The organism is Streptomyces sp. NPDC001204 (assembly GCF_053598035.1).
Genome location: NZ_JBSFJL010000004.1, coordinates 367,437 through 373,989, shown reverse-complemented (window position 1 = coordinate 373,989; position 6,553 = coordinate 367,437). Strand labels below are relative to the sequence as shown.

At 68.5% G+C, this 6,553-nt stretch carries 1 protein-coding gene; it reads right to left on the bottom strand.

The annotated features are described in order from the left end of the window. Positions 1 to 718: 718 nt before the first annotated feature. A complete protein-coding gene (locus tag ACWC91_RS08850; RefSeq protein ID WP_450643735.1) occupies positions 719 to 6,547 on the bottom strand; it encodes a hypothetical protein in 5,829 nt (1,942 codons plus the stop codon). Between the last annotated feature and the right edge of the window lie 6 nt (positions 6,548 to 6,553).

The following is a 6,553-nucleotide window of genomic DNA, read 5'->3' as shown; positions in this document are numbered from 1 at the left end:
GCCCAGCTTCTGGGCGACCGCTTTCATCGCGGCCCACTCGGTGTCGTACTCCGGCCGCACCTCGGCGACCATCCGCACCGCACGACGGCGCAGCTCAAGCGGGTACTGGGAAGGACGTGCCATAACTCGATCCTCTCAAACGATCGAGTCCCTACCGAACCCGGAACGGTTCATCCATCCCACAACAAGAACTGGAGACAGCGCTCAACACCGGACACGCCGTCGAAATCGCCGGTGACCTATACGAGTGGACAGGCCCCTACCACCCCCAACGAGGAATCGAACCCGCCGCGTAGTGACATCGGCAGCGGCCGAAGGACCCACCGATCGATACAGTGTTCCGGGACAGTGGCATCGTGGCGGTCGCCCTCTGGGGCGACCGAGGATCGCAACTACGTCCACTACGACGGCGCCCACCACATCACCCGGACTGGCGGTCGCCCTCCGGGGCAGCCGAGGATCGCAACTTCGCCGCGGAGTTCACCAGCACGTCGAGGCCGCTGGTGGTACATCGATCCATGCGAGCGCCTCGCCAAGCAAGAGCCGTCCGCATGACCCCGCTGTAGCCGGGCGGTGGACCATCAGCACGGTGCAACCGGACGTGCGCCTGGTAGACATCCGTATGCCCACACTGGACGGCCTGGATGCGCCCCGGGATAGCCGCAATCAGGTCGCCCTGCGGAGTGGCCCGGTGTCACTGTTGACACCGGAAGCATACTCAGGCGGGTGAGGAGTCCTTGCCGTGCGGTTGCGGCGGCCAGGCTCGGCGGACGGTCGAGTCCAGCAGGTAGAGCTGTTGTTCGTCCTGGGCGAGGACGTCGAGCATGCGCAGCTTTTCCAGGGCCTGTTGCGGTGCGGGGTGGGAGTCTTGGAGGAGTTCCACTAGGTCGTCCCATGGCAGGGGTTCGTCGAGGGCGGTTAGATCGGCCAGGAGTGTGCGCATGTCAGGGGATGCCGTGAGCCCGAGGCCGTCTAGGAGGGCGGTGCCGAGTGCCCCGGAGGTAACTTCCTCATGGATGTTCTTGCAGATCGTGGGAACGCGGCGGCCCTGACGAGCCTGTGCGAGTGCTGCGTCCAGGAGGATCGGCCAGCCCCCGGTGGCGTCCATGAGCCGGTTGCGGGCTTCAGTCTCGGCGAAGGGTGCGAGCGCCTCCACGTCGGTGGCCCAACTGCTGATTCCTTCGAGAGTGACCCGGCGCAATGGGATCAGGGCGTTGTCAGGATCGAATTCCGCAGCGAGGACGAGATGCTCGTTCTTGCAGGCGTCGGCGAGGGCGACGACGGTCCGGGTGACACCCGAGGGCGGCTGGATCATCTCTGCCTGCTGGAGGCTGGCCCTGGCCTTGTCGACGTCGTTGAAACGGCTGAGCTTCACCACCACGATGCGGTGCAGGGGACCGGGCTTGCCCGTGCTGAGCAGGTCCTTGTAGTGGGACGGTGATGTGGAAGAGACAATGGGGTCTAGCTTGGAAGGGGCTCTGTTCTGCTGATCCTCCAGGACGGCGACGACGGTGTCCAGGCCGGTGGCGGCACTGCCGATGACGATCCGTAGCTCGTTTCCCGGGGTGGTGAGGCGGGCGAGCTGCTGTTCGGTGAGCGGGCTGATGCGGTTGTCGGCGGCGATGGGCCGCCGCGCCTGGGCGGCGGTCAGCTTGGTCAGCGGCTTGGAGGTGTCGTGGTTCTCCAGCGCCTCCTCGATGGCATGCTGGTTGCCGAGGAGGCGAAGGACGTTGGACGAGCGCAGCCTCCAGCCTCGCGGGTCGCCGGCCAGGACGCCTAGGCCGGTCATCTCCTCCAGCAGCGCGCGGAATTCGTCGGGGCCCTGGCCTGTGAACCCCTGAGGCCACCAGTCGTCGCACGCCCTGCTCAGCGCCCGGGTGGTCATCCGGCGGTCGACGCCGCCTGCGTGGGCTTCGAGGGCCACGATGAGCGCGATGAGCTTGTAGCGGGGATCCAGTTCGAGGGTCAGGTTGATGGTGTTGCGCGTACGGTCGGTGAGGTCCCTCGACCCGATGACGCGTTCGAGGACGGCGTTGTCGACGTGCCACGGTGGTGTGCCGGGAACAGGCGGCGTGCCGACGCGGGTGTTGAGGGACGCCTGCACGAGCGCCTGCCCCGCGAGCTGGAGCAGCTTCGGATGGTAGTTGCAGTAGGCGAGGATGCGGTGGACGAGCTCGTCGGGGATCCGGATCCCCAGGGCTTCCAGGGGCTGCCGGACGAGCCGGAAGGCCGGTGCCGGTGCCAGCGGCCCGATGACGACGGGCTTGCCGAAGTGGGCGTCGTAGAGCGGCTGATTGGGCAGGCCGGAGAAGCGCTGCACCTGGTGGAGGCCGGCGAAGACGGGCTTGAACCTGCGGTTGGTGGTGCTCATGAGTTCACGTAGGCGCGTCGTCTGGGGAAAGTTCTCCTGGGCTTCGGCGTCGAAGAAAATGTCGCACTCGTCGAACAGCACGAGGAGACGGCGGGCAGAGCCGTCGTCGAGCCAGGTGGTGATGGCGGCGGTGACACGCTGTTGCGCGGTGCCGCGCCGAGCCTGCCGGGCCGGGACGATGCCCTTGCGGTCGAGTTCGCGGCCGATCATGTCCCACAGCTCGTCGGTCTTCTGGCCGAGCCCGAGGGTGGTGGGCAGCGGGATGTAGAGAGCGACGTGACCCGGCGTCGTCTCGAAACGGCGTGCAGCGGCGCGCAGGAGCGCCGACTTGCCGAGCTGACGTCCTCCGTACAGCAGCTGGGCGCCTGTCATGGAGGTGATGTCGTTGAGCTCCTGCTGGCGCCCGTAGAACATTTCGCTGGGGACGGACTCGTTCGCGTCGGGGCGGTAGGGGTTGGTGGCGGCGAACGGCGCGAGGATGCGCTCCGTGGTGGTGAACCGGTTGCTGGCCTTGGATGCCAAGTAGGCCAAAGCTGCCGCGTCCAGGCACAGCAAGGGCTTCATGGGCTGTTTGGCCGTCTGCAGGGCGAGCTCACGCCGGGATGCAGCGGGCAGCGTGCCCAGGACGACGACGAGGATGGGCAGAGTGCTGGTGTCCTGGTCCGCCCATGCGGTCAGGGTGGTCACATCCGACACGTCGGGGGTGAGGAGCACGCGCAGTCGGCCGCCCGCCTCGGAGCCGAAGGCCGGGAGCCGGCATCCGCCCAGCAACTGGACGTCGGCGATTTCGATCCACTTCCGGTTGGGGGCGTACGGGCCGGCCGGGCGTTCGCTGCCGTACTCGATGCCCGCGATGCGCAGTGCGCCGCGGAGCAGGTGGTTACCGTTCTTGAGGGTGCGCCAATTCCTGAGGAGCTGGGCCCAGGAACGCAGGGTCTCGGTAGTGGTGTTGCGCTCCCGGGTGCGCAGTTGGGAGAAGTCCAGACCGGCGTGCGTGCCGCCGCTGTCGACGGCGTCGACGAGGTCTGGAGTGATGCCCTCGGGGAGGCTGTCGGGCACCGAGGGGAAGAACTGTTCGAGGTCGTTCTCGGGCGCCGAGGTCGGCGGGTGTTCCCCGGCAAGCGCGGTGAGCAGGTAGTCCTCCGCCGTTGCCAGGTCTCCTGCGTCGACGAGCTGCGTGATCTTCGTCATGACGTCGTCGGGGACGCCGCCCGGCGCGTTGTTAATCTCGTCCTTAGCGCGTTGCATAAGGTCGGCCCTGGCCAGGTCGGCCAGCCGGGGCATGAGTTCGGCCACCGCACCGAGCTGCCGGTCCACGGCACTGAAGTCGTCACCGGCCAGGTCGGCTTCGGCGGCCTCGATCCGTGTCGTGATGTCTGAGCGACCTGGTTCGGGAAGGCGGCCTTGCCTGGTGGCGGTCGCCACTGTGCCCCGGACCTCGTCGATGGCCGCGCGCGCCGTGGTCAGCGCATGGCCGCGGGCTTGCTCGACGGCATCCCGAAGGGAGTTGTCGTCCTCTTTAGACTCGCACTCGGCTGCCTCCACCGCGACGCGTGCCGCCGCGAAGTTGCCGGCGGCCGCCTGTTCGCGTGCTGCCTTTGCCCAGGTGCGAGTCTGGGCGTGCACGATGTCGTCCAGGGTCACCGCACGCGCCGGCCCCAGTGTCCTGGTCAGCGGAAGCAGGGAGCAACGCAGCAGGTCCGCGTTGAGCGCGTGGTCCGGCGCCGGTTCCGTCCCGGGCAGTGTGGCGCCGTCCAACAGCCGGATCGTGGTCCGGACACTGTCCAGAACCGTCTCGGTGACGGCGGCGCTGAGGGGCTCGGAGACGGTGTCGGCGTGCGCGCGCAGCTCGGTGTACGCGTCTTCGGCCTGAGCGCGGACGTCGTGGCGCAGATTGGCGAGAACGCTGTTCAGCGCGGGGCTGCGGGCCGCGGTGCGGGTGGCCAGCAGCCAGGTGTTGACGATGTCGAGTGACTCCGCCGCATACTGAAGGATGCGGCGACGGGCGGCGCCCTGCAGAACGGCTCCTTTGCCGCGGAGCCGGTTGTCAATGTCCTTGAGGGCCTTGCCCAGTGCGGCGGGGTTGAGCTCGCGCACACGGGCGGCGACCTGGTCGGCGCGGTCACGCCGGTCGTCAGCCGCCGCAGCGACCAGTGAGCCGATCAGGCCGTCGGCATCCCACCAGGTGCGGATGATCACCTCCGCGCGGGGGAAGTGAAGATGCCGCGGTGCGGTGAGGTGCAGGCGGGCGTCTTCCGAGGCGCGGCTGACCTCGGTGTCGGCCTCGGTGACGCTTTCGAGGACGTTGAGGCCACCTGCTGAAGTGAGTTGACCGCGCGCGGAGGCGGTTCCTACCGCACGACACATCTGCTGAAGGTGTGTCATGCCGGAACAGGCGTCGGCGAGGGCGTTGAGCAACTCACCAGCGTTGGGGTCGGCGGTGAGGAGAGCGGCTCGCAGGGCGGCGGCGAGCAGCAGCATGCGCTCGTCCTGACCGGTCACGCTCGGGTGACTGCTTTCCAGGTCGATGCGCTCGCGTACGGCGCCGGCGCACGGACCTGTCTCCGAACGGACGCAGTGCGCCAGTTGAAGGATCTCCAGCGCCTGCCGGAGGGAAGGGCGGCCGACGGCGTGTGCCGCGTGGCCCGCCAGCGCAAGTTCGCCTGCGGAGATTAGACGGGAGATCAGAGCTGTGTCGGCGGAAGCAGGCGCCAGTGGCGCAGGCTGGGGGACGGGCGGTGCGAGGGCCTCTGCCTCTTCGCTGTCCGTCGCCTCCTGCACCGGAGGCACGGTGTGGACGGCGGCGGGCAACGCCGGAGGAACGGCTTCGGGCTCTGGAGTCGTCGCAGGATCGGGCGGCCCGTCGGAAGATCTCGCGGTGTCGGATTCCGGGGCAGGAGCCGCGGGCGAAAGGGGGACTTGCGGAGTCAGTGGGTCGGCTATCGGCTCCTGGGTGTCGCCTGCCGGTGCAGCCGGTGCAGTCACCTTCCCCCGCAGGATCAGCGCGGCGACGCTGTTGACGTCCTGGGGCGCCTCCTTGAGGAGGGCGAAAAGATCGTCAACGACGGAGTCGTCGTCGCTGGCGTTGGCGTCGGCCAGCGCGACGAGCAGCCGCAGATGCTCCGTATCGGCCGAAGGGGCATCGAGCAGACGCAGTGCCTGCTTCCGGACGGATTCCAGGGGCGTGCTGCCCGAGGGGCCCTGAAGCGCGGCCACACGCAGCATCGCCGCACGATTCCGCGCCTGCTCGGACTGCTCGGCCGCGACAGTACTTGCGGTGGCGCACAATGCCCGGACATCGGCCGGATCCGGCGGCACGGTCACGGAGGCCCGGGCGCCGAGGTCTTCGTGCAGGGCCAGCGCGGCTGTCCGCAGAGCGGTGAGCGAAACGATGTCGTCGTGGGCGGGCGTCCGCTCCGAGGCCAAGTGTGCGGTGATGCGCGCCGCAGCAGACCGCGCCGAGACGAGCAGCGAATCCAGGTCCTCGGCCCGGCTGCTCCAATCGGCGGGCTCCGGCTCCCGTCCTGCGGACGGCAGTCCGGGGGTGAGCCCGGCGTCCTCGGCAGTCGGCGACACAGCCTCTGTGCTGCGGACGTTCTGGACGTGCGGCATGAGAAGAAGCCAGGCGCTCTCCAAGGCGGAGCACGCGTCGATGGCGTTCTGCACGTCCTCCTTCGGCCACGCTGGCATGGGGAACCGCTGTAGGGCGTGGCGCAAGAGGGCGGTGTGGCCGGGCGAGAAAAGGGGGGCAGAGAAGGCGGCCAGCATCAGTTCCGGGCGGGACTCGGAGAACGCGGCGACGGCATCGTCGAGGTGCTGGTCGTCGCCGTGCCACTGGTGGTCGTGAAGGGCGTCGGCAAGCGCTCTGAGCGTGGGCTGGGAGATCGTGCCCGCAGCACGCAACTGTATCTCGGCGTTGCGTTTGCGCAGTGTGGCCAGACACTGCTCGGCGGCCCGCAGGCTGAGCCTGGCGGACGGCACACGCAGGCTCTGCAGCATCGCGATGCGGTCACGGTTGCGGACGCGTTGCAGCAACTGGAGCAGGACCGTGGCGTCGAGTGCTGCAAGCACGTCCCCGACGGGGTTGCCCAGATGCTCGATGGCCCGGCGAAGTTTTTCGGCCAGGTCGGCCGGAGGCTCAGGCAGCTGAGGTGTGTTCGATGTGTGTCGCGTCATGGTGTA